General features: G+C 42.2%; 21 protein-coding genes. 2 read left to right on the plus strand and 19 right to left on the minus strand.

Annotated features, from left to right (window positions below):
* Window positions 1-231 precede the first annotated feature (231 nt).
* The 4 genes from CRI9333_RS23145 to CRI9333_RS23165 all read right to left on the minus strand — a co-directional run bounded on the left by CRI9333_RS23145 (window position 232) and on the right by CRI9333_RS23165 (window position 4,884).
* Window positions 232-1,257: a tyrosine-type recombinase/integrase gene (locus tag CRI9333_RS23145; protein ID WP_015179927.1), complete on the minus strand. Its 1,026-nt coding sequence runs from the start codon at window positions 1,255-1,257 to the stop codon at window positions 232-234.
* Window positions 1,258-1,910: 653 nt separating this feature from the next.
* Entirely contained in the window at window positions 1,911-3,014 is a 1,104-nt protein-coding gene (locus tag CRI9333_RS25990; RefSeq protein WP_157462486.1) for a DUF1517 domain-containing protein, read from the minus strand.
* A 335-nt stretch (window positions 3,015-3,349) separates the two neighbouring features.
* A complete protein-coding gene (locus CRI9333_RS25280) occupies window positions 3,350-3,985 on the minus strand; it encodes a hypothetical protein (RefSeq protein ID WP_015179929.1) in 636 nt (211 codons plus the stop codon).
* 626 nt (window positions 3,986-4,611) lie between these two features.
* Window positions 4,612-4,884, minus strand: coding sequence for a hypothetical protein (locus tag CRI9333_RS23165; protein ID WP_015179930.1), 273 nt, complete (start codon window positions 4,882-4,884; stop codon window positions 4,612-4,614).
* A gap of 129 nt (window positions 4,885-5,013) precedes the next feature.
* Between CRI9333_RS23165 and CRI9333_RS23170 the strand changes: the two genes are divergently transcribed.
* A complete protein-coding gene (locus CRI9333_RS23170) occupies window positions 5,014-5,499 on the plus strand; it encodes a VOC family protein (RefSeq protein WP_015179931.1) in 486 nt (161 codons plus the stop codon).
* 973 nt (window positions 5,500-6,472) lie between these two features.
* Window positions 6,473-7,348, plus strand: a complete 876-nt coding sequence (locus CRI9333_RS23175; RefSeq protein ID WP_015179932.1) for a hypothetical protein — start codon at window positions 6,473-6,475, stop codon at window positions 7,346-7,348.
* Between the two features lie 109 nt (window positions 7,349-7,457).
* Here the strand turns inward: CRI9333_RS23175 and CRI9333_RS23180 are convergent, their stop codons facing one another.
* The 15 genes from CRI9333_RS23180 to CRI9333_RS23250 form a co-directional block, all read right to left on the minus strand.
* Window positions 7,458-8,042, minus strand: a complete 585-nt coding sequence (locus CRI9333_RS23180; protein WP_015179933.1) for a PsbP-related protein — start codon at window positions 8,040-8,042, stop codon at window positions 7,458-7,460.
* A gap of 401 nt (window positions 8,043-8,443) precedes the next feature.
* On the minus strand, window positions 8,444-9,751 hold the full coding sequence (locus CRI9333_RS23185) for a condensation domain-containing protein (protein ID WP_015179934.1): 1,308 nt from the start codon (window positions 9,749-9,751) through the stop codon (window positions 8,444-8,446).
* A gap of 288 nt (window positions 9,752-10,039) precedes the next feature.
* Window positions 10,040-11,743 carry a tetracycline resistance MFS efflux pump gene (locus tag CRI9333_RS23190; protein WP_015179935.1) on the minus strand — a complete coding sequence of 568 codons (1,704 nt, stop codon included), beginning with the start codon at window positions 11,741-11,743 and terminating at the stop codon, window positions 10,040-10,042.
* 216 nt (window positions 11,744-11,959) lie between these two features.
* Window positions 11,960-13,066: an alpha/beta hydrolase family protein gene (locus CRI9333_RS23195; protein ID WP_015179936.1), complete on the minus strand. Its 1,107-nt coding sequence runs from the start codon at window positions 13,064-13,066 to the stop codon at window positions 11,960-11,962.
* On the minus strand, window positions 13,066-14,031 hold the full coding sequence (locus CRI9333_RS23200) for an SRPBCC family protein (RefSeq protein WP_015179937.1): 966 nt from the start codon (window positions 14,029-14,031) through the stop codon (window positions 13,066-13,068). Before CRI9333_RS23200 ends, CRI9333_RS23195 begins: the two co-directional genes overlap by 1 nt.
* Window positions 14,028-14,495, minus strand: coding sequence for an aromatase/cyclase (locus CRI9333_RS23205; RefSeq protein WP_015179938.1), 468 nt, complete (start codon window positions 14,493-14,495; stop codon window positions 14,028-14,030). The genes CRI9333_RS23200 and CRI9333_RS23205 overlap by 4 nt, the downstream gene beginning before the upstream one ends.
* Before the next feature lie 10 nt (window positions 14,496-14,505).
* On the minus strand, window positions 14,506-16,017 hold the full coding sequence (locus CRI9333_RS23210; protein WP_232229446.1) for a class I adenylate-forming enzyme family protein: 1,512 nt from the start codon (window positions 16,015-16,017) through the stop codon (window positions 14,506-14,508).
* A 274-nt stretch (window positions 16,018-16,291) separates the two neighbouring features.
* Complete coding sequence (locus CRI9333_RS23215; RefSeq protein WP_015179940.1) at window positions 16,292-17,080, minus strand: class I SAM-dependent methyltransferase; 789 nt, start codon at window positions 17,078-17,080, stop codon at window positions 16,292-16,294.
* A gap of 74 nt (window positions 17,081-17,154) precedes the next feature.
* A complete protein-coding gene (locus tag CRI9333_RS23220) occupies window positions 17,155-18,429 on the minus strand; it encodes an FAD-dependent oxidoreductase (RefSeq protein WP_015179941.1) in 1,275 nt (424 codons plus the stop codon).
* Window positions 18,430-18,745: 316 nt separating this feature from the next.
* Window positions 18,746-19,288, minus strand: a complete 543-nt coding sequence (locus tag CRI9333_RS23225; RefSeq protein WP_015179942.1) for an EF-hand domain-containing protein — start codon at window positions 19,286-19,288, stop codon at window positions 18,746-18,748.
* Window positions 19,289-19,828: 540 nt separating this feature from the next.
* Window positions 19,829-20,269 carry an AtaL-like protein gene (locus CRI9333_RS23230; protein ID WP_015179943.1) on the minus strand — a complete coding sequence of 147 codons (441 nt, stop codon included), beginning with the start codon at window positions 20,267-20,269 and terminating at the stop codon, window positions 19,829-19,831.
* 183 nt (window positions 20,270-20,452) lie between these two features.
* On the minus strand, window positions 20,453-21,340 hold the full coding sequence (locus CRI9333_RS23235) for an NAD(P)-dependent oxidoreductase (RefSeq protein WP_015179944.1): 888 nt from the start codon (window positions 21,338-21,340) through the stop codon (window positions 20,453-20,455).
* Between the two features lie 47 nt (window positions 21,341-21,387).
* Complete coding sequence (locus tag CRI9333_RS23240) at window positions 21,388-22,425, minus strand: methyltransferase (protein ID WP_015179945.1); 1,038 nt, start codon at window positions 22,423-22,425, stop codon at window positions 21,388-21,390.
* A gap of 125 nt (window positions 22,426-22,550) precedes the next feature.
* On the minus strand, window positions 22,551-23,828 hold the full coding sequence (locus CRI9333_RS23245) for an FAD-dependent oxidoreductase (RefSeq protein WP_015179946.1): 1,278 nt from the start codon (window positions 23,826-23,828) through the stop codon (window positions 22,551-22,553).
* Window positions 23,829-23,877: 49 nt separating this feature from the next.
* Complete coding sequence (locus CRI9333_RS23250) at window positions 23,878-24,702, minus strand: SDR family NAD(P)-dependent oxidoreductase (protein WP_015179947.1); 825 nt, start codon at window positions 24,700-24,702, stop codon at window positions 23,878-23,880.
* Between the last annotated feature and the right edge of the window lie 87 nt (window positions 24,703-24,789).

Genomic DNA, 24,789 nt, shown 5'->3' on the forward strand with positions numbered 1-24,789 from the left:
TGTCATTTGCTGGTAAAAGCTTGATAAACCGTTGAGACTATTTGTATTCCCGTGCATTCTTTTCGGCAAAGTTTTACAGGAATATCTTACTGTTGACTAGGTTCAAAGCCTGTTGGCAAGGACTCTACAGGCTGTTTGATACGTTCATAACATTGCATAAGGGTTAACCCAGGACACTTGGCACTACTTGGGTGAACCGACAGGTCGGCGCAACGCTCTCGCATATCATCTCTAATAAGGCGAATCAAGAAGCTGCATCGCAGACCGCTTGACCTCCTCACCTCTGCGGTCATACCTGGAAGTAGTCGCAGGGTTGGAATGTCCAGCTAACTTTTGCACAGTTACGATATCAGCGCCCCGATCTAATAGATCGGATATAAAAGTGCGTCTAAAATCGTGAGGACTAAACTTCTCAATCCCAGCTTGTTTAGCCCGTCGTTTCAAAATAGTTAACACCGATTGATCAGCCATGTGTACAGAGCCAAGTCGATCAAAACGGTCAACTGATACCAGCAATGCACCCTCACTATTTCCTAACCTTTGATTACGCAGATTGACCCAAGCAGCAACAAGGGCGATCCAACCAGCAGGAAGATAAACAATTCTATCCTTCCGTCCCTTACCCCTTCGCACCTTCAAACCACCGGATTCCAAATCAAAATCTGCAACAGTCAACTCAACAATCTCACCACGCCTTAAACCACAACGAGCGATCGCAATCAGTGCAGCATCACGATAACCTGCTGCTGAATCATCATCTACGCAAACTTTCATCAGTGCTGTAATTTCATTCTTCTTTAAAGCCCGTCCACTTGGCAGTGAATCACTTTTAACGTTCTGCAAATCAACAGCTTTTGCGTGGTCATCAGCATTCATTAAACCAAGTCGAAAACACTCTTTCATCGCACCTCTAAGTGCTGCCAGCATCCGATTAACAGTTGCAGGTGCATACTGATCAGCCAACAGATTACGCAGGGCTGCTGTGTGCTGATACCTTAACTGCCACCAGGGTAAGTTGATAGCATCCTGTTTGCCACTGGTTAAAATACCAGCCATGACATTAAGAGCATGAAGTTGAGAGCGTCGGGATTTAGGACTCAGCCGTGCAATGTAAACAGCAGCAGGGTTTTGGTCAAGTCCAAACCTACCAATATCGAATTGTGTGATTTCTTGAGTTGGGTTTTCTTTTACAAGTATGTGAATGGAAGTTCTCAAATTGTTGACTTCCTTAAAATCCCCAAATGATGGAGGTATCATGGTTTTAATTCCTAACAATATGTTTGGTTCTGGGCGATCGCTTTTTCTTGACCGGAGGGCGATCGCCCTTTTGATTTAATCAAATCATTTTTGACCTTATATAGACAAGCCTTACATAGACAACACCTCTAAAAAGGGATGTTTGTCTGTGTCAAGTATTCGATTACCCGTTGGTGTAATTGGTCGTAAATTTGATTTGAGTGCGGTTATAGCTCAATCTGAAGGCAGTTTTTCTGAGTGGTCATTGGAAAAGTGCGATAGCACTTAACTACCTAGACTAAGTGCTGTACCAGTCTGCTACCAGTGTCATACCTTGCTAACAAGTCTGTTCAAAGTGTTATACCAGTCTGTTAGAAGTGTTCTACAGTTAAAACTAGATACAATCTGTGCATTACATCTCTAGTATGTTACTAAGTATGGCAGGTAGTAATGCACTACTAGCGTAGTGCAATCGTAAAAAGTACCGTGACTGTTGAAATTCTTTTTCCCTTGTAACACTGCTATCTCTAACTGCCTTGCTGTATTGCACTTTAGCACTTGCTGACTGCCTTGTTACACTTCAACTTCAGGATGGAAATCTACCAGTAAAGGGGAAAGGGGAAAGGGAAAAATTAAGCTTTTCCCCTTTAACCGAATAAGAGCAATAAGTCTAATCAAGTGATTTGAATCATATCTTTGTACTTAGTCAACAACTGATCATAAGTGAGACTGTCCGTTTCCTCTTGAGGACTCCAAAGCAACTCAAAAATTAGCAAATGGTCGGATGGAATCGCCGCAAGATGCACTAACGTTTGCTTGAGCGCATCTGGTGAGAGGATTTCATCAAACAGCGGCTTGTCATTTTCAGTTCCGATCAGCAGCGTTACGACAATGTAGGCAGCGGAGTCTTGATCTTGGTTGGGACTAATGGGTGTATTTCTGCTAACTCTGCCATTAACATGAGCTAGAGTTTCAGCATTAAATTTACTACGTTCCTCAACGGAGAATTGATTAAAGATCGTTTCTGCTTCTTTTCTACTCCGAACGACTTGGGAAATGGCTAGTACATGACTCCAGTATTCAGGCGATCGCAGCAGCGCTAAAGCTGCTTCTTGTAACAGTTCCGTTAGTCCCTCTGAAGTCTGTGTATCAGCATTAACAGCAACATCAGACAGTTGAGATTGAATATTTCGGGCTATCGCCACCAGTGCTACTTGTACCTTACTGACAGTGACAATATCATTCTCTAGCTTCTCATTGCTTGAGCTAGTAGAGCTATTCGGCTTCATTATTGCCGCCAGAATAAAGTAAACCCCAAAAAACACACCCGCTATTCCCACTACCGCCCAGAAAGCTAACCAAGAGAACGCTAACTCATCAGAGGAAGTTGAGCTAGAAGAATAGATCGTAGTAGTAGTTGTTGTGTTGTAGTTACTTGGACTGGAATTAGAGTTAGAAGGTACAGAGCGTTTCTCGAAGGAACCTCCCTTAACGCGCCCACCAGTATTCCCTCGATTAGAATTTGTGGGACTCGAAGTAGAATTAGAAGGCGAAGAGCTTCTAGAACTACCGGAACTTGACCCGGAGGTGGAAGATGAAGAACTTTTGCTAAATGAGCCACCGCCGCTACGTCCACCACTACTTGCGGCATAGGCTTGATTGCTTGTATTTAGCCATTTCCCTAAGTTTTTAGTCGGCAATTGCATTTCAACGCCGTTGAGGAAAGAGAAACTAAGGACTGTAGCGCAGAGGAACTGAAACTTTGATTTTAGTCGCATAGAAGTTTCAATCGTAAATTCCTTTTGTTTCCCCAACTTAGCCTTTAATCATCTGCGGTGTCGAGGTTTGACTTCTCCCAATCTGCTATGATATCGGGAAGGCGATCGCGCGTTTTCTGAAGTTGCTGTTCCCATCGCCAACGTGCAATTGCCGCATGGTTTCCTGAATTTATTACTTAGTAACAGACTAGGTATTGCACTAACGCACTACTAACGTAGTGCCGACTAAAAGCTGCTCTCTCTGTTGAGTTTGGTATCACCGTGCCAAAATTCTCAATAACATTAAAGCCACTGAAAATTAGAAGCTTTTTACTTTAAATGTGAAAGAGTGATGATCAGCTAACTTTCAACACTTTCCAGCCAGTCTGAATACCAACTTTCCCAGATTTTACAAAGCTGAAACTACCACGATTGAAGGTGCGATCATTCCCCTTTACTGTTGGCTTTACACCAATAAGTTGTTTTACTTCAGCACTGGTCAAAATCCACCCTGAAGCTGCTGCCTGCTCTAGTTCCTTGTAATGACGTAGGGGTTCGTGTTGAGCAATTGCGATCGCTTCCATTGCATTAATTAACCTTTGCATTTCGCCCTGTCCATCAGCTAAAACCATGTCTGATGAACTGCCGAGCAAACCGTTCGGCGGATGGTCGGTGAACTGTTCGGTGGATGGTTCGCTGAACTGTACCGAGCGAAGATCAGAAACATCAGCAAGACTAGGAACAAAGTCTTCAAGCTTTCCGCCGGATGATAAGTGACTATCCAATCTATCCAACTCTTCTAACTGATGAGTGCTAATCCAAGAGCGAGTACCGTCTTTTACAGGTTTAACATTTGCAGTTTTTAACCGCTCATAAAATGCAGTTTTGCCGATGCCATATTTAGACATCAGATCTTTAGTTCCAATCCGATCTAGCTCAGTATTATTTAAAATGTCCATAACAACACCAGGTTTGTTAGTTATCTCCAGCATTGTTGCAGCGTTGCTGGGGCTTTTAAATAATTATAATGCAGTTCACCGGAAGTTCACCGAACGTTCACTGAACGTTCACAGGACATTGGGGTAAATGTTGCATGGCTGACACCCTGAGCGTCGGGGATGAGGCCCTGCCTGGTATAACGCCTAGAATAGACACAGCTTGAGTTATAGTATCTGACCATGCAATCTGAACACAACGAACCTCTTAAACAAACTTGGCGGAGTAGAGCAACTAAATTTTTATTGGGTTCACTTCTGGGGTCTTTCTTGATCCTAATTCCTCTCTCCTATTGCATATACTTCACACCGTCAGCCGTTCATCTCGTTCATTACATTGGTTCGGCTACCTTTATATTGCTGTGTGGGGCATTCTCCACAAAGTTTGGAAATCGGTTTTTGCACCTCCTTGCTCTTCTGCTAGAATCAATGCCTACCAGTTGACAAGATACAGCACTAAGATCACTCAAACCTGCTATGGTGTCCATCAGCAGTTGCTAAATACGTTGTGGCGATTGGGGAAGTTTTTGATAGTTAATTAATTTTGGCTACTATTAAATGTTGATCACACATTAAAATATAGGTCTGTATATATAACATATATAGTAGAATCATTACCAACTTCACCTATATAAACCTATATCACTTATAGCTGTAGAAGTTCCCAAGGTAGCAGACGCTAACGCGCCTTCACTCTTAGTAGAAGCAGTTGCAGTAGAGCAAGACGCTAACGCGCCTGTTGCAGACCCAGATTTTAATTCCCTAGAAATAAATTCTGCACTCCTACCCGACTTAGAAACATTTCCTGGTATATCGGAACCCGCACCACCATTAGAACTAGAAAGAATAGAGGAAGCAGCAGCAGCCAAGTGCGTACAATTTCCCCATTTTGGCACGATGATGCCAATTCGCCAACAGCGTTCGCGCTAGAATGGGCGGAAATGTCTTCCAAGCCAATAAAGTGCGCGACTGCAAGCACATCGTTGACTCCGGTTTCAGGGGGCTCATCTTAATGGAGAAGTGACATGGAAAAGCCAGCAAAGAACACGATCTGCCTTTGGTACGATGGCACTGCCGAGGACGCGGCGCGGTTTTACGCAGAGACCTTTCCCGATTCGTCCGTGGATGCAGTACACCACGCACCGGGAGACTTTCCGTCGGGGAAGCAAGGGGACGTGTTGACCGTCGAGTTTACCGTGATGGGAATTCCCTGCCTCGGACTCAACGGCGGGCCTGCATTCAAGCACAATGAAGCGTTCTCGTTTCAGGTCGCAACCGTTGATCAAGCAGAAACGGATCGCTACTGGAACGCGATCATCGGCAACGGTGGACAGGAAAGTGCGTGCGGCTGGTGCAGAGACAAATGGGGAGTGTCCTGGCAGATTACGCCTCTCGCCCTAACGAAAGCGGTCACCGATGCCGATCCTGCTGCCGCCAAGCGTGCGTTCGATGCGATGATGCAGATGAAAAAGATCGACATCGCTGCGATCGAGGCGGCGCTTGGCGGTTGATCTGACAATCTTCGAGGCGTGCATCAAGGAGGCACAAACACTCTGTCGTCTTGTGCAATAAAGTTTTCCAACTCAAATTCGCCGACTTCTTGCGCTTGGGCAACGGTGCTAAAGAATTGCCCGACTCGTGATCCAGTTATCAACTACTGACGGTTTGCAAAAAGGACGTTCTTGGAACCAATTCCATTTTAAACCACCATTTGTCAGGGTTTAATCATATTATCCTTACTTAAATACTGAAATTTTTGTGGTATTTCGCATTTAACGGCTGTTGAGCTACTGTTGATATGTTAAACATCGTTAATTTGCTTTGGTGGCGGTTGTAGGGCAATAGTACGGCAGTTTTTAAAAGTGGTCATTAGAAAAGTGCGATAGCACTTAACTTCCTCTACTAAGTATTATACCCGTCTGTCACTAGAACAATACTAAGTGATTCACGGTTTTATATCAGTCTGTTACCAGTGTCATACCTTGTTAACAAACTTGTTAAAAGTGTTGTACCAGTCTGTTAGAAGTGCTATACACTTACTAATAGGCACAAGACGCGCGTAGTCTACCTAGTCTGTTACTAAGTGTTGTAAGTAGTAACGCACTACTAGCGTAGTGCAATCGTAAAAAGTACCGTGATTGTTGAAATTCTTTTCCCTGTGGCATTGCACTTTAGCACTTTTTGACTGCCTTGTAACACCGCTATCTCTAACTGCCTTGCTATACTGCACTTGCTGATTACCGTGTTGTACTGCTATCTCTAACTGCCTAGTGACACTTCAACTGATAACTACCTTGTCGCACTTCTAACAGTTCTGCTACATCTTAATTCCTTGTCATACTTTGATCAATTAGATGCGCTTGAAGTGCAATCACACTCAACTGTTAAAACTTAGTATTACATCAGTCTGTTATCAGTAGTTTACTCTTACTTATAGGTATGTTATTACAGTATGATGCTAAGTAAATGACTCAGTAACATACTATGGCAACAGATAAAAAACATATTGCAGTGTACTTGGATAAGGGAAATGAAAAATCCTTAATGGAGTACATCAAACAGCATGGTGGTATTAAGTACAGTGCTGCGGTTAATCAAATTCTTGCTACTTTCTTTGGTAACTCACTTAGTAACTTACCAGTAACAGATGAGCTAGAGGCAACTATCACAAGGATTGTGGAGGAGCAGTTAAGTAAATTACCGAGTATTACACCTAGTGACTTACCAAGTGCTGAAGTGCTGGAACGACTTAGTACTTTAGAGAATAAGTTAGAAGATTTAAGTAATATACCAGAAACAATACCAGGTAATATACTAGAGCAGGAAGTGGTAGAGCCTGAGCAAATACTTAGTAACATACCAGGTATCGCACCTAGTGAAGTGGGAAGTGTTAGCCTAGAGGTGGCAGAAACGGCTAGGCAGTTAGAGGAAGAAGCAGCAGAAAAACTTGAATCATTAGTAGTTGAGGTAGATGCGATCGCACAATCGCCCGATACTAGCGATGAACCAGACCCAGAATTAAATGCTCTAGAACTCAATTCTGCACTTGAACCAGTTGCAGCAGAAATAGACGCTAACGCGCCTGTAGCAGACCCAAAATTAAATTCCCTAGAAGTAGAAGCTACACTTGAAACAGACTTAGAAACAGACCCTGGTTTATCTGAAGCTGCACCACCCTCAGAACCCGTAAGTGAGCCAACACCAAACACTGAAACTGAACTGCTTTCTGGGGTTCAAGTTTGCAAGCTGCTTAAAATAAAAGATTACCAACTGTCAAAGATGAGCAGTGATGAAATCAAAGCCCTTGGTTTTGAACGAGTAAGGATGGGGAGGAGAAGCAAATATCGAAAGTTATTATAAAGAACACTGCTTTTTAGTAATTAACCTATTTCTGCTTTCATAATAATTTCTACAAATCAAACAGGTATAGGCTTTCAGCCAAGTGCGTACAATTTTCCCGTTTAGTTACTCACTCAACTACCCTCACAGAGCCATGTATTCTTTGAATTATGTTAATAGCTGAAGGATTACTTCGAGCGTAAAAACTTGCTAGATAGAGAGTTTCATTCTTATTGTAACGGACTAGCATAATGATAGTTTCTGCTTCCGGCTCAGAAATCCATAATCTAACTGCTTCTCGCCCACCGACAGTAAGTTTGCCTCTTTGAGTCAAGCGACTACCCGATCCACTTGCAGATCTGAATGTTTGAGCTACAACTTTTTCAAAGGCTCCGCGTTCAATTTGAATATCAGTTTTAATAATGTTAGGTGGCAAACCATCGCCTCCTCTTTTGGGTAATTTTTGATTTGTGATAATTAAAAGTTCTCTAGGGGTAGTCCCTGGTGGATTTTGCGTTCTTTCAACCAACCAGTTAGAGGGATAAGAAATTGAGAACTCCTTGGGTACTAGATAAGTTTTTAATTTAGTCTCTGTTGTCCTTGGATTATTTTGTGCGGTACTCGGTTGTATTCCTGTAACTGTCTTGGGCAGTGTTAAAGTTCCTTGCATAGCTAGAATTGATATACCTATTGAGAGCCAAAGTGGGAATTTCATAAGTTTTTATTTGAGCTACCTGATTTTTTACATAATAGGCGTAAATAGAAGGTTCGTGTCACCAGGTGCAGCCTTGTAAAGTTTTGTAAAAATGACCCATTTTTTCGGCTTAATTGATAAGAAATACAAATGATAACTTTGAATAAAATATTGGAATAACTTATCAAAGTGTCGTAAAAACTGGCGACGTTTATCAGAAATAGATAAACGCTGAAACTTATACAGGGCAAATGATTCAACTACTCGCTGCACTTGGTGACACGAACCTTCTATTTACGCCGAGTTGTGGCAATAAAAAATACTATTTACCCAGAATACTATCAAGGTGCAGGGAATACATACTACTCTGCACCAATGAACTGAGAGTAAACAGTCGCAGAGTCGGTGTTTTTGAATGGGTTTTAACCACATCTGTTACTGTCAGCAACTACTTTAGCAATGCAACGCATTGCTGTTGCTTTAATTTTCTCTGCCTGACTTCGCGGCAATACTGATTCTGAAAAGGTAAAAGTAAAAAACATTTTACCTTCCATGGTGGCTATACCTACAATCTTGATATTTTCAGAAGACTGAACTATTGGCCCATAGATGGCCTCTAAATATAGTGAACCAAATTGCTGTGTTATATTCAAACGACCTAAATTTGTAACACACAGATCTCCCTTTTGCGTCATTTGCTGATAAACCATTTGTGGGTCTGGTTGGGTCGAGAGAAAAGCCTTGGTTGGTCGAATATACTGAAACATTTTTTCTGGCATTATCAAATCATTAATTTGGTGTTTGACTTCTTGCGCCAATCCCCAAAAGCTAGTTTCTGGCTTCAGAGTATGCGAAGTGAATAGACCAGATATGTATAAACCAAAATCTTCCCCAATTGCTGGCACAAGGTAATTTCTAACATTACATGGTGAAACACACTTATGAACTGTACCTTCTGGCGAATTCATCTCTTGGGCGATTGACAGAAGAAAGGCAGCACAGATAGCACTTTGAACGCTAGATTGCTTTTCATGGCAGCGTGAAGTAAGCATAGCAGTATCTTTTGGAGAAAGGCACCAGTGAAGTATACTTGAACGCTTGTTTCCTGAAATTACTTCCTGGTTGCTGACACGATTCAAAACCATGTCTGTATCAGATACACTTTTTTTATTTTTCTTCTCAGTTAGTGCTACTGGGGCAATAACATTATTGCTGATGTTGCCCTGAGCCAAGAAAATACGTTCTTCCCAAGAAGGAAGTTCTGGCAATATCTCGCGAGTGGTAGCTTTTGTGCTAATTTCCAGTAGGATGTCCCGTAGTAGATAGATTACTGATAAACCGTCACCGATAGAATGGTGGCAGGTAATAATCAGTTCAGACACTATTTCACCTTGAAGGAACACCACACGCAACAATGGCCCAGAGTTCCAAGAGAAAGGAAGTGATAGTTCGGCTTCAGCCTCTTGACACCAGTGTTCACCTCCTTGTCGCTTAACCACTCGTAGTGGGATGTTGGGAACACCTTCTGATACAAATCGTGGCTGTTGACCATCTTCAGTAACTATTTTCACAGCTAATAAGGGATGCCGACACTGAACCCAAGCTAAGGCATCTGTTAACTGTTGGACAGAGATCGCCCCTGTAACACGCGCACTCAAAATAAAATTAAATGACCATCTTTGGTCTAGCAGCCACCTCAAATGTTCAGATACTCCCAGTAATCGGTTCATTTCTGAATTTTATCCTAGTTCAAATAAGTATTTTGAAGGAAACAACCAAGCAACAATTTTGCTCATTTGTCAATCTTGCCTTTCGTGACACTATCGCTAGATCCAACCCTATGAAGAATTTTTTAAAACTTTATGCCCTTTATAGTAGTCTTTTTGTGAACTACTATATGACTTAAAGATGGTGGATTTAAGTATAGTTCATTTAAAGGATAAGCTTGTCGTTGTGGCAAACTGATCCTTTAATTCACAACAATGAGCAATGACCGATTATCGGATGAAATAGTTTGTCTAAGAAGCTACAGCCAAGTTTACAGATTCTTCTAATTCATCACTGTACATGAATTGATCTAATATTTTACTAATCTCATCTTGGGAGACATTTTTATCCTGGTTAATATCAAACTGTTCAAAAACTGCTTTTGCTTGGCTTGTATCAATTCTGTAACCCTGATAAAACATTTTCAGTTTTTTGAGAGAATTTTCTCCGTCTTCATTACTATCAATTAGTTTCGTAAAGGAGTCGGCAAAATTATGATCTAGACGGCTAGTCATATATTCTAGCCATTCGTCCATCGTAATTATTCCATCTCCATTAGTATCCATTAAACTTTGCATCTTATTCTGCAATCCAATCCAAAATGAATGAACTATCGAATAATCTGGAGAGTCAAGTGTCCAACCCCTAATATCTGCAATTGCCTGAAAGCCCTGCTCAAAATCAATTGGCTCAATCACCCCATTTTTGTTATGATCTAACAAATCAAACAGCTTCTTCATTTTGCGTTGGCGCTGCTTACTGACAGCAGAAGATAAGTTTGATGCTGTCGCCACCTGCCAGCCCAAAATACTTGCTACCGCCATGATTATTGCTCCACTCCAAAACGGCCAATAAGAACCAAAGCTTCCAAATATAAACCCAGCGCCGAGTGGCCCAATAATCCTTCCCAAAGTCGAAACTGATTCTGCCAATCCCAAAACCTCACCTTGCTGCTTCGCTCCGGCAGATTGAGAGAGCAAGCTATTTAATAGAGGCCGACAAAGAAAAAAGCCACTGCTTGTTAGGGAAACTGCTCCCAAAACTAACGCTAAGTTCGTGGAGAAGGGTATCAAAAATACCCCAAATCCAAATACAACCAGCCCCCCAAAGAGTGAATTTGCTTCACCAAACCTTTTAGTTAACGGTTCAACCAATTTAGTTTGGACAATGACAGACATTACCCCCCAAAATATATAGACATAGCCAATTTCTTTTGGGCCCCAACCTAACTTTTGGTTACTCCAGAGTGCAAGGATGGCCAAGGTTCCCAGCCCCACCAGCATCATCAAAAATGATAATAATAGGAGGAGACCTGTAGATGGAGTATTGAGTATCTCGACCAACCTCGTAAGGTCGAATCGGCGTGGCTTTTCAATAGTTCTGGCTTGAGTCTTTATAGGTTCAGGCAGACCTAACAAGGCAATGGTAAATCCCAACAGTGACATACCAGATGCAATTAAAGGTGGCAGCATCAAGTTGGGATTTTGAGAGTCCGAACCAACCAAAAAAGAGCTAATAGCAGGGCCCAAACATAAGCCTAGTCCAAATGCGGCTCCAACTATAGCCATGCCTTTGGTTCGATTTTCCTTGGTGGTAATGTCAGAAATATACACCATTGCTAGCAGGAAGCTCGCTGCCATGATGCCTTCCAAGATGCGACAACCAAATAGCATCCACAGCGCATTCGCTTGGCTCAACCACAGAAAAGCTAAACTACTACCGATTAGGCTGAACAATAACGTTGGACGGCGGCCAAAGCGATCGCTCATCTTACCCCATAAAGGGGCGCTGATAAATTGGAGCAACGAATATACGCTAAAAAGTAGCGTGACTGTGCTAATTGAAGCTCCAAACTTCAGAGCGTAAAATGGTAGTAACGGGAGCATTAAACCAAAACCAATCGTATCTACCAATACGCTTACAAACAAAATAAAATGTACTTTGCGGTTATTCATACTCTAAAATTAATGGGAGCAAGTTTAACAAACTATGCAGTTAGGTGTTAGTGGTTATTACACATCTCCAAAAATTAGAAATGCGCGATCTAGAGGCTGGTTCTTCGTTTTTAACTGTGCTTTCTTTTGCATAGGAACTATGAGAAGATAAGACTTGAAAATGTTCTTGTTTGAACATTTGCACACTAATTCCGAAAGCTCCACTAAACTGTATTCTCAAAGAGTAAGTTGCGACCCCATCCAATCTACGATCGCTACTATGTACTGGTTGATGTGGTTCAGGCAAACATGAACTTCTTGTTCATAGATAATTGCTTCGTGGCGATCGCCCCATTTATGATCTAGATCCTGAATACCACTAACAGGAAAAATATCGTCCAGTTCACCGTGAATTGACAAAACATTTGTTTCGCAACCGCCAGATAGATCCAGTGTTAGACGAGCAAAAAGGTTAGGCATAGCAGTTTTTTCAGGCTGCATGAACGCATACTGAAAATCTTCTTTGAGACGGCGCTTCATTTTTTCAAACGGTGTAATATATGGGCCACCCGACAGATTAACAACTGCTTTGAATTTATTACCTAAATGTTTTGCTACCCGCAAAGCAATATAGCCACCAAAGCTGACTCCGAAGAAACCCAGCCGCTTTTCATCAATGCGTGCATCAGCAGATAATGTATCAATAATACTGTCAACCACTTCCTCAAAATTTACCGGAATTGGAGAACGACCGAGATTAATTCCTTGCCCTGGGCCGTCGAACAAGAAAGCTGCAAATCCTCGATTTACAAAATGTTCAGCGAAAGTAATAACTTCAACTTCCGTAACTGAATCAAGACCGTTGGACATAATTACACAGGGTAAAGGTTGATGGGGGTCAACGCAATCGGGTAATAGCAAATAGTAGGGAATTTCAACCCCGTTCCAATCAATTTTATCTCTATTGAGGGGACGGACATTTTCATCCCAGCTTTTCACAAAGCAATCCTTAACGCGCTGTCGCAATGCCCCCTTTTGGTCGGAATCCGAGAAATACATAAACTCCGCCCAGTGGTAACAACTGGTGGCACTGCGAAAGAGGTGACGCTGCCCCATTTTATATGAGCAGGTTTCGGCTTGTGCAACATAGCGATCGCCAAGATCCGACCAACCCGACTTCCAGTGTTCCCAGAACTCAGGGGTACTTACATCTGTGCAACTTTTGGGAAAATTACTAAGAGCGATCGCCAAATCGCCCCACTGAGATTGCCAAAACAGAATACGCGGCAAAAAATACCGACAAGCAAGGTATATTTCTTCTGGGACACTTAATGGCGTATTCATTATGCTTTCTTCCTAGCTAAATAATCCTGACAAGCGGCAATGGTGGCTAGAGAGTTTTTCTCCAGAGCATCATGAAGCCTTTGCTTATAAGATGCTATGTCACCCTCTCCGAATAAATTGCGGCAGGCATTCGGCTCGATCTGGAACTCGTGACGGGCAAAAACCTCCGTTCCACCAGGTACACTGTTAAGCATCCAACGGCCGCTATGTCTACTCATCACTGGAGGCGGTTCTGGCTGAAAATACTCAATGCTCAGGAGATCTCGGCGACACCGACGGATGCTGCGAATGCGCTCACTACCATACGCCGTTCCTACCTCCATAATGAATTCCTGATTGCTGCCGTCATCGTAAAGCATATCCACAGCCTGACAATGGGGAAGTAGCGAAGGCCAGTTGGCAGCATTAGCCAAAAGAGTGTAAATATCTGCCTTGGCAAAGGGCAGAACGCGACTGGATTCAAAGGAAAAGGAAAGTTCATCCTCGTGGTGGTCTTTTTCTTCCACTATGCTTTTAATCGCAATCATTTCCTTCCCACCGTTGCGATCAATAAAATTGATCATGAAATCGACAGCTTCCTCTGATGTGGTTACGCCCTCTACCAAACCAGTCACGTCTTCCTTGACAGTAAAGCTACGTTCAACAAACAGCAGGCTTCCTCCACCATCAAGCGGCACAACCCGCCAGCGCCCTTGCATATCAGTCAACAGTGGCATGGGTATGGGTAGGTAGAAATCAACTCCATTGATCTGTGGCAAAAACTTTCGGTGCGTGTCCCATGTCATTTCTCTGCCATTTTCCTGGGCAGTAATGCGAACCAGTTGATAATCGTCACCTTTTTCCAGAACTTCTGTGCTGACGCAACTCTCAAACAAATCTGGCCATTGGGCGGTGTCGGAAATAATTTGATAAACAGCCTCTACTGGGGCATGGCATACAATCGAATGAAATGTATTTTTCATCATGATTCTGCTAATTTTTTGATGGAATTCAGTTCCTTGGTGCTGTTGCGGTGGAGTGCTTGCAGCATAAAGTCAACCGCCTGATCAGGTGTGGTAACACCCTCCACTAAACCTGTTACGTCGTCCTTTACCTGAAAATTGTGTTCCAGGAAAAGTAGGCATCCCCCTTCTTCCATCGGCACTACCCGCCAGCGACCTTGCATAGATTTGAGCAGAGGTAATGGAGGGTTTGTTTCAAAGTCAATGCCATAAATTTCCTCATTTAAAACCCGATGGGAAACCCACTGCATCTCCACATTGTTCACTTCTGCTGTAACGCGAATAATTTCATAGCCATCCTTTTTTTCCAGGGGTTCTACATTAATACATGGTTCAAAAATGTCAGGCCATCGCGCGCTATTGGAAATGATTCCATAGACAGTATTAGTTGGAGCGTGGCAGAGAATAGAATGTATTGTTGCCTTCACGATTTCGTCCTTAAATTGTAGAAAATTTGATCACTTTTTCAGCTTGAATTAAGGGAAGAATATCCCGCTTCACAATTTTGCCGTTCTGGTTTTTTGGCAAAGGCTCAGGCGAGATATAAAGAAAAATTGGCCATTTTTCAGGACTGAGAGTATTTAGGAAGCTATCAGATAAAGCATTTGTTAGAGCGACTGGATCGTTTTGAAAGTCCTGCCTACAATAAATGCAAACAACGGGATCTTTGACTGCTGCTTCAGAGGATGACCAAGCAACAAGCACTGCCTCCTCAACACCTGGAATTTGGTAGAGAAGATTCTCGATTTCGCTGGGATAAATTTTGTGACCGTTTGGTGTCAGAATGGTCTCAATTTCTCTTCCTTTGAGTACAAGATAACCCTCACTAGAAAACATCCCAAAGTCCCCCGTGTGGAACCATTCATTAACGGACTCAATAGTATTTTTTTCAAAGTTGCAATAACCGGACATCATCCCTGAACTACGCACTACAATTTCACCAATTTCGTTGGCAGGCAATTCATTGTCATTAGCATCAAAAACAGCGACATCAACTGAATCATCTGGTCGTCCAATACAATGGACATATTGGGCGTAGCGTTTTACTTGATGATCCTCTTCTAGTAGCCAGCAGAAAGGCCCGAAAGTTTCACTCAAACCATAGCCCTGAATCCATTCACAAGGAATAAGTCTTCGCCCTTCTTCTAAGACTTTTATAGGCAAGGGTGCAGCGCCATAAGCAATGACTTGTAGGCTACTCAAATCTGCTTTGACTGTGCGTGAATCCTCAAGAAAATCTTTCATAAAGACTGGACGCAGCATAATATGAGTTAAGCGGCGCTGTTGTATCTGTGGTGCCCAATCTGCAACATTAGGACTGTCTGGAAAAAATAGAGTAGCGTTGTGTGCCAATGCACCCAATGAAAAAATTATTCCAGTGGTATTGTTCATCAGCCCTGACATCATTATGTGTGCGTCAGAGTGAAACTTTAGTGTTGTCGATACCTTCAAAATACGTTGGGCAATCAGTTTTTCCTGAAGACTGATAGCTTTCGGATTACCTGTAGTTCCGCTAGTAAATAAAACTAGAAATTTCTCAACTAAAGTAGGAGTTGCAACGATGCTATTAGTAGCAGCTTTATCTATTGTCTCGATTTGAAGTCGGTTAATTTCGATCATATTAACGCCAGACACTTGAAGTTTTTCAAAAAGTGCCTGATTCGTTTTTTTTAGGTAAATAATATGATTGGGTTTAGCAGTTTTGATGATATTAATCCATTCGATTAAAGCAGCTTCTTTGAGATTGTATGGAATCAAAACTTGAATGCTGATCGCGCTAGCAGCAAGAAAAAAGAAAACTGCATATTGATCGTTATCTGCAATCATTAAAACGCGCTGTCCAGCTATCAAACCTTTGGTACGCAAAAAATTGATCGTTGCTGCAACGCGATCGCGTACATCCTGATAGCTGTATGTCTGCTGCGGAGTAACGAAAGCAGGCTTTTTCAAACTGGATTGATCGGAACAGTTTAGAAAAGATAAAATTTTATAATTTTCATCAAATAACATAATAGCCTAAAAGCTCTAACGAAGTAATTATGGCGCAATTTTTGCTCTATATTCGATGGCTATGTAGGAGCGATCTCAGTAGGATTGGTAGGTGAAGAATAGCAAGAATTTTATGCTGATAATTGAACATAAGTGAAGAGATTTAATGTTTTTTTGCAACTAAAAAACTTAATTTTCAAGTAAAATACTTAAAAAACAATTTATTATTCACATTTTATTTTTCGGCAATAATGGCTTTCATTGGCCAGTTCAATTCGTACATTCCATCGTTGTATTCTATTTCAAAAAAATCTTTAAGCCCTTGACGAGTTTGTTCTATTTTTTCTGGTTCATCTCCAGGGAATAAGTTCATCGCCAAAATTTTATAAAGAAATATTGCAATATCGTTTTCTGACGGGAAATACCATTTCTGGAGTAATTCTACTACGCGAACTTTTTCACTTTTGAATCCACTAACAAAACATAAAGAATCAGCAAATTCTTCCGATAAAAATTTTGCTTCATGTCCGCCTTCACGATATTTACTCACTATGGAGTCAAAATATCTAGATGCTGAACTTCCTTGAAAAACGTCACCTATGAATAATAACCCGCCTGGTTTTAATGCCTTGTAAATATTAGCAACTACTTGTGTTTGACTTAAGGCATCATGAAACGTTGCAAAACTCCAAGCTTTATCTAAAGATTCAGCAGGGAGGTCTAAATCCTCAGAACTACTGACTAAAATTTCAACTTGCGGCATCGGAAATCTAGACTTGAGACGATCTAGTAGGTAGGCTGAAGGGTCGCTAACAAGATACTTTCCTTGTGAACCAACTGCTTCGGCAATAAATTTACAAAAGAAGCCATTTCCTTCCCAAAATCCTAAAATGTGTTCTCCTGGCTGGGGATTTAAGTATTTATACATTACTTGAACGTCATTTTTTCTTGCTTGAGAATATGCAGCACCAGCTTCCCCAGCCAGTTTTGCTCGCATCTTAATCAGATCTTCAGATTCAAACATTTCACATAACTCCAATAAATTAGAAAAACTAAAACTTAAATTTTGTTAAAAGCTGTAAATTGATAGTCAGCATCCTACAAGCTGAATTTGACCTTAATATGAGGTGGAAAAGCGCCAAATGCAAACAGTCGCGCCCGAAGGTCACTCAACAGTGGCAAACGCAAATATATGGGCAGTTTCAAGGAGTTATCTGCTTGCATTGCTTTAGCGGTAATCCGCTTCTGCGTAAAAGACTGAAATCCTTGGATGACTTTGATTGCAAACTCGCGCTGACGCTGTACGGCTGCTAGATGGTTTAGCTCAACTTCACCACGCTTGAGCGGTTCACTCAGGACGTTTGCCGCCGTCACAGCATCCTGAATTGCATAGGTGATGCCAACCCCACCTAGAGGGGACATAACATGGGCTGCGTCACCCAGTAAAAGCAAACCAGGGCGATACCATTGGGAGAGCCTGCCCATTTGGACTGAGAGGAGTGATGTCTGCTTCCAATCTTTTAAATGGTGTACGCGATCGCCAAATTCTGGAACAACTTCGACGATAGACTGTTGTAACGCTTCTATTCCTTCAGTTTGCATCTGGCGGTAGTTTCCCTTGGGAATAACGGCAGCAATCTGCCAATTTCCATCAGATGTGTTGTATGTAACCAAAACACGCTTGCTACCATAGCGCACCCTCAAACCCTCTGGCTCATTGGAATGTCTGGGCAGACGAAACCAAAGGAGATCCATTGGTGCTGCGGTCTCAATCAGTTCCATACCTGCTAATTTACGAACTGGGGAGAAGCGTCCATCGGCTGCTACTGTTAATTGCGATCGCACTTCATGCCAGCCACCACTCCGCCGATAGCGCACACCTGTAATAATTCCGTTTTTTTCAATTAGTTGTTGTACGTTTGCACCCGCAATTAACTGAAAGTTTGGATAGCGTTTCGCGGACTCTGTGAGAAACTCAATCAACTTAACCTGTGGGATAATGGTGATGTAGGGATGCCGAGTTTTCAATTTGCTGAAGTTTGCAAAAGAAACAGTTTGACCGCAAAGGCTAAATTCCATTTGGCTGGTTTTGGAATGGGGAACCTGTGCGAGCAACTGCTCCGTCAAACCTAGTTCGTCCATAATTTCCATTGCCCCAGCTTGAATCAGATCGCCCCGGAAATCGCGCTCAAATGTTTTATGCGCCTCAAGCAGCGTCACCTGAATACCTTGACGCGCTAAAATCAGCGCCAAAACTATTCCTGTAGGCCCACCCCCAACGATACAGCAGCTTGTTTCTTGCACGTCGAGAATAGTATCGGGAATTATGGCTTCTTTGTTAGTTGTGATCCTTTCTTCTCTTGCTTGAGACATGAAAATTATCCAAAAACTATTGCCAATTCAGGGCTGATTACTGGTTTATACACATTAATCGCGGGTTTATGGCGGCGATACCCGCTCATTAATAGTAATTTTGTTCTGCGATCGCAGAGGTTAGCTTTTTCATAACTCTAATTTCTTTTGCTTTAATCAAAAAATGACACAATTTGGTTGACCAAGGCAGGAACTTTCTATTCTGTAAAAATCTCCTACCTCGATCTAAATTAAAAATGTTGCCTTCAGAAAAACTCTGTGAATTTAATAGATTTAACTGCGATAAAACTGTAAAATTCTGAAGTTGAGATGGCGCTCAATATGAACCGAAAAACCAGTTACCGGGTGCTTGTGGATCGTTACCTCTGTGATACTCGATCATGGCAAGGGCAAATTCATCTCGGGAAAGTTTTCCATCCCCATCCGCATCGAGTTTGGAAAAAGCAACTTTAGCGTCTTCTTCCGATTTGCCTACCGCCTTCAAATAGATTGTGTACTCTTTTAATTCAATCTCTCCACTTCCATCTAGATCGACAGCATCAAAAAGGGCTTTAACCTGATCCAACTTGTTTTTTTCATCTACCTTTGCCGTAATTGTATACTCAGCAAACTTCAGGTATTCATCTACGGTGATTTTATTATCGCCGTCTGCATCAGCGCCTTTCCAATAAGTTTGCCATATACCAATATTGGCGGAAATTATTTTATCATACTCTGTCGAACCTGGTTGAATCCCCATCAGTTCAGCAACCTTTTGACCTTGCTGTTCAAAGTCGGCTAGTTCTACGATTCCATCTTTGGAAATGTCAACCATATAAAAACGCAAGTTGAGCTTTCTCTTCTGAAATTCAGTCAACATAAGTAATCTGCCTTGTTTTGTGGTTTGATATTAAGAATCTGATACTTCAAGCCCGAATACTTTAAGCATAGCGTGCTGAATAATTGCGTATCCAGTCCGGCAATATTTCGCAATATTTTGAAAGAAAATCCCAAAGCATCGTTGCAATTTCTAGAAAGTTTATGTCCACAATTAGGACATTTAAAATATCGTTATTTCCGATACTAACTAACTTTTTAAAAATCAAATTCGGTTAAAAATAAACTCACTATAGAAGCTAACGCTATCATTATTTGCTTATCTGATTAAGTCTTTTTAAATTCGACCGTAAATAAAGCAAACCTTTGTACTGAGAGTAGCGGAAATAACGGTTTATTATCAAAAACAAGCTTGGTAGACTTATTTTACAATTATTGAATACGATTTTTAAATAATTTATCCTTTTTACTGACCTGACAAACAATCTTTAAAATCATTAAAGCTTCAAAAGATTTAAGTACCAAACCTTTAATTTTAAGATAATACCAAGTGTCATTGGCATTATCTTAAAAAAATAATCTTTTATTGATTTCCCTCGTGCTGTTCTGCCAAATTTTTGGTGTGAAGCAAAACCTGCTCCATATGTGCGGCAAGTTCTGCTTCATCAACCTTTTTGGCTTCCTCATTCAAAGGATACCAGTCTCTGCTAAAAGTAAGAATTAAGTGATTGCTGGAGTTTTGAGCAGGCAGATCTATCTTGTTAAAAATATCTCCAGAAAACAGAGGATGATCCACTAAAGTTGATTTTATTTCTCTGGCTTGCTCGTTGATAGTGATTCTTTCTTTTACAATCTTACCACGAACTTTTATTTCCCTTAACATCCCATTCTCATTTTTTTCAAAAAACTTCACATCTTCAACATCCGCGATATAACTTTTAGGATTTTCCAGTTTTTCTAACAAAATTTTCCAAAGAGTTGTTAAAGAAGCGTTTACTGGAATACTAAATGTGCTTTGAGGCATAATTCATCACCTTATATTGCTGATTTTTTAAATTTAGTTTCTGGTTTTTTAAAGTGAAAAACACCTATTTGAATGAGAATTATTTGAAAAATTTACTATGAATTTATTACACGTAAAACTTTTTCAAATAAATCAGGTTAATTTATCACTTTTGGTAAAGGAGAGTCGTCTGCTCGCTATATACTACAAGCCAGCATTTGAAGCATTAACCCGCCCTATCGCTGACCAGTCGATCTCACCATCACCCCGCGCCATCCCTGAAAGGAAGTGATCGCGCACTAGACTAGCTAGTGGTAGGGGTACAGCAGCACTTTCCGCAGCTTCGAGGACTAATCGCACATCCTTGAGTCCTAATCGCAGTTTGAATTCAGCTGGTTCATACTGCTCTTCGGCAATCATTTTTCCTAAAACATCGTATACAGGGGAGTTGAAAACTGCGGTATTGATAATCTCCAGAAATTTTAGGGGAGATATGCCCGACTTTTGCATCAGTACAAAAGCTTCGCTCAAAGTCTCCAAAACTGAGGCGATCGTAAAGTTCCCCGTTACCTTAACAAGATTTGCCAAGTGAGGCTGGTCCCCTACTACAAACACACCCTGACCCATCGCTTCAAACAAAGGACGGCAGCGTTCAATTAGCTTTGATTCACCTGCACTCAAAACCCATAATTTCGCCGCGCGTGCTGTTACTGGTCGGCCCAAGACAGGGGCAGATAAGTAGGCTTGTCCTGCTGCTTTGTGTGCTGATTCTAGCTGTTGGGATAATGCTACACTAATCGTACTCATAGAGACGTGTATAGCATCCTTAGCAAGCTGCTCAATTGCACCGGGAAGTTCTGTTGTACCAAAGATTACGTCTTTGACCGCAGCATCATCGGCTACTATGGTGAGCAACACTTCAGCTTCATGCACTGCATCGGCAGGCGAATCGGCTACCCGTGCGCCTAATTGTTGCAGCCCATCAGTGGCGCTGCGAGTACGGTTGTAAACGGTTAACTCGTGGCCTGCTTGCAGGATATGTGGTGCCATCTCCTTGCCCATATTGCCAAGCCCGATAAATGCAACTTTCATGTCAATTCCTTGCGATTAATTTTAAATGATCGATAAAGGAGCGCGGACTAGACCGGAACGCCCTCAATTAAACTCATATCAGATTGTATTGATCCGATTTTTGTCACCTGGAAGCCAGCCGCCTCAAACAGCGAACGACATTGCTTTTCAGTCCGTTCAATGCCTCCAGTCATTACCAGCATATCCAGATCGATCAATTTGCCCGCGAATGGTTCATTACCGAGGGGAATCAACCGCTCAACTACCAAAATCTTGCCTTTTTTTGCCATAGCGCGGTGACAGTTTTTGAGGATAGTAATGGCTCGTTCATCATCCCAATCGTGTAAAATACGCTTGAGAATGTAAGCATCGCATCCACTAGGCACGGCATCAAAGAAATCTCCAACTGTGAATTCGCAGCGTTGCAAAACTCCTGCTGCCTCTATCAATTCCTTGGCACTTTCTAGGGCTGGGGCGCAATCGAAAAGAATTCCTTTCATTGTTGGGTTAGCCTTGAGAATTTCAGCGATCGTACTTCCGCGCCCACCTCCTATATCCACTAATGTCTTAATGGACGAAAAGTCGTAATCAGTTGCGATCGCCGTATCTTCTCTTGTAATCGCAATACTCGTCATTGCCTTGTGAAAAATCTCACCCTGTTCTGGGTTTTGGGCTAGATACTGGTACAGATCCATGCCGTACACGTGATCGAAAGCACTTGCTCCTGTTTTGATGGAGTACAGGAGTTCTCCCCAAACTTTATATTGTTCCTCTGCAAACATAATTGCTGCCCAACGTATCGAATCAGGAATATCGCTCTGGAGATAAACAGCAACTGGCGTTAAATCAAAATAACCTTCTTCTTTTTCAGCAAAAATCCCTACACTTGCCAGCGCGCGCATAAGGCGATAGAGTGCTGGCGCGTTGGTTCCAGTTGCTGTTGCCAATTCATCGCAATTTTTAACACCATCTTTTAACATATCGGCGATACCGAGCTTCGCTGCCACATAAATCATTTGCGGCACATAGTAGGCACTGATCATTGGCCATAGTGCTAACCGTGGCGGCAGAGTTTGAGAGGATTGAGTATTATTTTGTTTAGACATAGCAATTATTTAGTGTTTTTATAAAGCAGTAGCCAGGTTTGTTAGGGTATTTTTTATTACTGAAACCTTGGTACTCAAGGCGCAGAATTAAAGCTGTAGGCGAAGCCTAAGCTGACTGCTATAACTTACAACCTGTATTCAGCCTTCACATGAGGTGGCAAAACTCCAAACGCAAGCAGCCTAGCAATTAAGTCACGCCACGGCGGCAGACCCCAATATATTGGCAGTTTGAACGTGTAACCCGATTGCAGCGCTTTGATGCTCACTTGCCTCTGCATAAAGTACTGCAAATTCTGAATGAGTTGTATCTGCCACTGGCGCTGGCGTTGCACTCTAGCTAGATGATTTAGCTCAACCTTACCGTGCTTGAGCGGTTCGATCAAAATGTTAGCTGCGGCTACAGCATCCTGTATTCCATAGTTGATGCCAATCCCACCCATAGGTAACATTACGTGAGCAGCATCGCCAATCAAAAGCAGACCAGGGCGATACCAGTGGTCGAGTCTACCTACTTTGATTGAGAGAAATGATACCTGCTTCCAACTCTCCAAATGCTGTACGCGATCGCCAAACTCAGGGACTACTTCGACAATAGACTGACGTAGCGCTTCGATGCCAGCCGCCTGAATCTCACGGTATTGACCCTTGAGAATGTAGTAGCCAATTTGCCAATTTCCGTCATAAGTGTTGTATGTAACAAGGAAGCGTTTGTTACCCAAGCGTACAAACAAACCCTCTGGCTCCGAAGCGTGTCGGGGCAGGCGAAACCAAAAGACATCTAGCGGGGCAGCAGTCTCGATCAGTTCCATACCTGCTAATTTACGCACCTGGGAGAAACGCCCGTCTGCGCCGACTGTCAAGTGCGATCGCACTTCGTGCCACCCACCCTGTCCCCGATAGCGGACACCGCGAATGCTTCCATCTTCTTCAATTAGTTGCTGCACGTTTGCACCCATACGCAACTGAAAATTTGGATAGCGTTTCGCTTCAGCCGTTAGAAACTGAATTAACCGGGACTGGGAAATTATTGTCATGTAGGGATACTGAGTCCCTTTCAAGTGACTCCATTCCACGAACGGAATGGTTTGTCCGTCAATAATATATTGAATTGCCTTAGCTGTGGAGTGGGGAATCTGATCGAGCAAGCGCTCGGTTAAACCTAATTGATCTAACAATTCCATGCCCCCACCGTGAACTACGTCACCTCGAAAATCGCGCTCAAAGGTTTTGTGTGCTTCTAGCAGCGTCACGTGAATGCCTTGACGCGCCAATATTAGTGCCAAAACCGCTCCTGTAGGGCCGCCTCCAACGATACAGCAACTTGTTTGCTGCACATCAAGAATGACATTAGGTGTTGAGGTTTCTGTAATGGTTAAGGGAGTTTCTTCTCTAACTTCAGGCATGGAAATTCTCCGAAAAATATTGTTAAATCAAGTCAGGAAATATTTAATCTTAATAATTTCCTAAACCCCCACAGATATTAATAGCCTGTGCCAGTATGGGGGCTGCCATGTCTGATGCTAAGTAAACTGCCATCGGGGCTACTTCTTCTGGAACCACATAACGTCCCAAAGGGATGCGTGTTTCAAAACGCTTCAAAACTTCTTCTGGAGTTATTCCCCATACCTGTGAGTACACCTCTCGCGCTTTTACTGCCAAATCGGTTTCCACAAAACCAGGGCAGATAGCGTTGACTGTCACTCCTGTTTTAGCTAGTTCTAATCCCAAGGATTTTGTAAAGCCAACTACTCCATGTTTAGAGGCTGTATAGGCAGCAGCAAATAAAACCCCTTGCTTACCCCCAGTAGAAGCCATATTAATGATGCGTCCCCAGCGTCGATCTAACATACCCGATCGCGCTAGAACTGCACGGGTAACTCGATAAACACCGTGGAGATTGGTATCAATGATGTCGTACCATACATCAGAATCGGTGGCAACAGTTGGGCCTCCTCCCCCGCGTCCAGCCGTGTTAATTAAAATGTCAATACGGTCATGGAGTTGCATTACATCTTCTACCATCGCATCTACCTGTGCTTGGTCGCGCACATCTGCTACAACACCAGAAATTTGAATTTTTTTACCATTGTCAGCATCAATAGTATTAGCTATATCCTTCAATGCAGATATTGAATCATTGAGTCGTCCTTTTTCTCTCGCAGCGATTACTACATGAGAACCAGCATTTACAAAACCTTGAGCGATCGCCAATCCAATCCCCCGACTGCCTCCAGTAATTAAGGCTACTTTCTCTTTTAAAAGTAATTGCGAATTCATTTATATCTGCTCCAGTTTCGATTTAATGACACTTAATTGGCTGAGATTCTAGCAATTTCAAGTTAATCTATTTATGGCTTTTTTAAT

The sequence above is a fragment of the Crinalium epipsammum PCC 9333 genome (assembly GCF_000317495.1).
GTDB lineage: Bacteria > Cyanobacteriota > Cyanobacteriia > Cyanobacteriales > PCC-9333 > Crinalium > Crinalium epipsammum.

Coding starts and splice junctions, on each gene's coding strand:
- CRI9333_RS23175 (WP_015179932.1), top strand. CDS start 6,473: ATGGCAACAGATAAAAAACATATTGCAGTGTACTTGGATAAGGGAAAT.
- CRI9333_RS23215 (WP_015179940.1), bottom strand. CDS start 17,080: ATGTTTGAATCTGAAGATCTGATTAAGATGCGAGCAAAACTGGCTGGG.
- CRI9333_RS23200 (WP_015179937.1), bottom strand. CDS start 14,031: ATGATGAAAAATACATTTCATTCGATTGTATGCCATGCCCCAGTAGAG.
- CRI9333_RS23245 (WP_015179946.1), bottom strand. CDS start 23,828: ATGCCTGAAGTTAGAGAAGAAACTCCCTTAACCATTACAGAAACCTCA.
- CRI9333_RS23235 (WP_015179944.1), bottom strand. CDS start 21,340: ATGAAAGTTGCATTTATCGGGCTTGGCAATATGGGCAAGGAGATGGCA.
- CRI9333_RS23230 (WP_015179943.1), bottom strand. CDS start 20,269: ATGCCTCAAAGCACATTTAGTATTCCAGTAAACGCTTCTTTAACAACT.
- CRI9333_RS23240 (WP_015179945.1), bottom strand. CDS start 22,425: ATGTCTAAACAAAATAATACTCAATCCTCTCAAACTCTGCCGCCACGG.
- CRI9333_RS23170 (WP_015179931.1), top strand. CDS start 5,014: ATGGAAAAGCCAGCAAAGAACACGATCTGCCTTTGGTACGATGGCACT.
- CRI9333_RS23195 (WP_015179936.1), bottom strand. CDS start 13,066: ATGAATACGCCATTAAGTGTCCCAGAAGAAATATACCTTGCTTGTCGG.
- CRI9333_RS23190 (WP_015179935.1), bottom strand. CDS start 11,743: ATGAATAACCGCAAAGTACATTTTATTTTGTTTGTAAGCGTATTGGTA.
- CRI9333_RS23180 (WP_015179933.1), bottom strand. CDS start 8,042: ATGAAATTCCCACTTTGGCTCTCAATAGGTATATCAATTCTAGCTATG.
- CRI9333_RS23225 (WP_015179942.1), bottom strand. CDS start 19,288: ATGTTGACTGAATTTCAGAAGAGAAAGCTCAACTTGCGTTTTTATATG.
- CRI9333_RS25280 (WP_015179929.1), bottom strand. CDS start 3,985: ATGCTGGAGATAACTAACAAACCTGGTGTTGTTATGGACATTTTAAAT.
- CRI9333_RS23145 (WP_015179927.1), bottom strand. CDS start 1,257: ATGATACCTCCATCATTTGGGGATTTTAAGGAAGTCAACAATTTGAGA.
- CRI9333_RS25990 (WP_157462486.1), bottom strand. CDS start 3,014: ATGCGACTAAAATCAAAGTTTCAGTTCCTCTGCGCTACAGTCCTTAGT.
- CRI9333_RS23250 (WP_015179947.1), bottom strand. CDS start 24,702: ATGAATTCGCAATTACTTTTAAAAGAGAAAGTAGCCTTAATTACTGGA.
- CRI9333_RS23185 (WP_015179934.1), bottom strand. CDS start 9,751: ATGAACCGATTACTGGGAGTATCTGAACATTTGAGGTGGCTGCTAGAC.
- CRI9333_RS23220 (WP_015179941.1), bottom strand. CDS start 18,429: ATGTCTCAAGCAAGAGAAGAAAGGATCACAACTAACAAAGAAGCCATA.